The following is a 1,411-nucleotide window of genomic DNA, read 5'->3' on the forward strand; positions in this document are numbered from 1 at the left end:
TCACGGTTCCACCACCACGAAGAGGCCCTTGATCACATCCTCTTTCAACCACTTGGAGAAGTTGTAGGGCGAGAGGAACACCTCGTAATTATACCCCCAAACATCATCCACCACTCCGAGAATCAATCCCGATGTGATCTTTCCGTTCTTCACCATGTACTCGTTCGGGAGGAGTAGTGATCCGATGGGATATGGATGTGGTTTCGCCTCGCTCACGGGAACACCTCGTAGTAGTTCATCACGAATCCCTCGTACTCACACGCGGTGGTTCCATCCACGAAGAGGATCTGGTAGAGTATCTGTTCCCACTTACCACTCGGTTCCAACCGTTTGATCACGATCCCCACCTTCCTGTTGGGTGAGGATGCGAAGGTGGTGTAGAACTCGTGAACCTTCCCCACAATGAGAGTACCTGGTGCGATCACGAGATCACCTCGAACAAGTACTTCTCGTGTTCAATCCGGGTACGGAATTCAACCACCCTCTCATTGATGAGAAACCCGTGGATGAGAAACTCGCCCTTCTTATCCCACTTACATTTCCTCTCCCCGAGGTACAACCCGAGTTCGTTCACCCCCGTGGGGGTTAGTTCGTACGCGATGAGAACGAGATCACCGTGTTTCATGGATCCTCACCCTCCTCAATCCTCCCATGGGTACCTTCTTCACTCCCGAGGGTGCGAGTACTTTATACTTCCAGTTGGGGAACTCGCCACTCCTCTCGAGGAGTATACACAACTCCACCTTTGTTTCGAAGTAGTGGAACTCCACACACAGATCACCTGGATTCATTTCACCACCTTCACCCAGTGCGCGTACACCCAACCGATCCCGGTAGGTGCGAGGATCTTGAGGATGTTATCACTCGTGATGTTCGTGTTTATCCTCTTGATCTCCAGGATCGTTCCGATCTCTCCCGCCATCAGTGCGATCCCGGTGTATGGGTTCCTCACGCTCTTGGGAAACACCTCCGCGAACTCATCGGAGAAGAGATCGCATCCCATCCCGTTACTGGGAACCACGAGATCACCGATCTTATACTTCACGAGATCACCTCCAACTTGAAGATCATGTTCTTGGGGATCTCAACGATCCCCTCGTTGGGAACGAGGATGTGAAGTAACACGTACTCGAGTGATCCTTCACGGGTTTTCCCCTCGCACCGTGGAACTCGAACTCTCTCACGCCCATGGTGTGAACCCGAACTCTTCCATTTCATCCACCGTGAAGAGGTAGGAGGATCCCATCTCCTTCACCCGCCCATCCGTGAGGAGAACAGTACACCGGTAGAACTCGAGGGAATCCTTCGGTAACTTCTTGGATTTGAGTACGATCCCCCAGGAGTTCTTCTCCCCGAACATGTTGGTGTACACGAACGTACCTGGATCAAGTGGTGGGTACATCCACGATCC

General features: G+C 52.3%; 4 protein-coding genes. All 4 read right to left on the reverse strand.

The window, feature by feature from the left end:
* Nucleotides 1-212: 212 nt before the first annotated feature.
* Nucleotides 213-425: a hypothetical protein gene (locus tag EB084_25445; protein NDD31609.1), complete on the reverse strand. Its 213-nt coding sequence runs from the start codon at nt 423-425 to the stop codon at nt 213-215.
* Nucleotides 422-625, reverse strand: a complete 204-nt coding sequence (locus EB084_25450; GenBank protein NDD31610.1) for a hypothetical protein — start codon at nt 623-625, stop codon at nt 422-424. Before EB084_25450 ends, EB084_25445 begins: the two co-directional genes overlap by 4 nt.
* Before the next feature lie 162 nt (nt 626-787).
* Nucleotides 788-1,045 carry a hypothetical protein gene (locus EB084_25455; protein ID NDD31611.1) on the reverse strand — a complete coding sequence of 86 codons (258 nt, stop codon included), beginning with the start codon at nt 1,043-1,045 and terminating at the stop codon, nt 788-790.
* Between the two features lie 135 nt (nt 1,046-1,180).
* Nucleotides 1,181-1,372 (reverse strand): hypothetical protein, encoded by a 192-nt coding sequence (locus tag EB084_25460; GenBank protein NDD31612.1) that lies wholly within the window; start codon nt 1,370-1,372, stop codon nt 1,181-1,183.
* Between the last annotated feature and the right edge of the window lie 39 nt (nt 1,373-1,411).

The sequence above is a fragment of the Pseudomonadota bacterium genome (assembly GCA_010028905.1).
Classification (GTDB): Bacteria; Vulcanimicrobiota; Xenobia; order RGZZ01; family RGZZ01; genus RGZZ01.

Coding starts and splice junctions, on each gene's coding strand:
- EB084_25450 (NDD31610.1), bottom strand. CDS start 625: ATGAAACACGGTGATCTCGTTCTCATCGCGTACGAACTAACCCCCACG.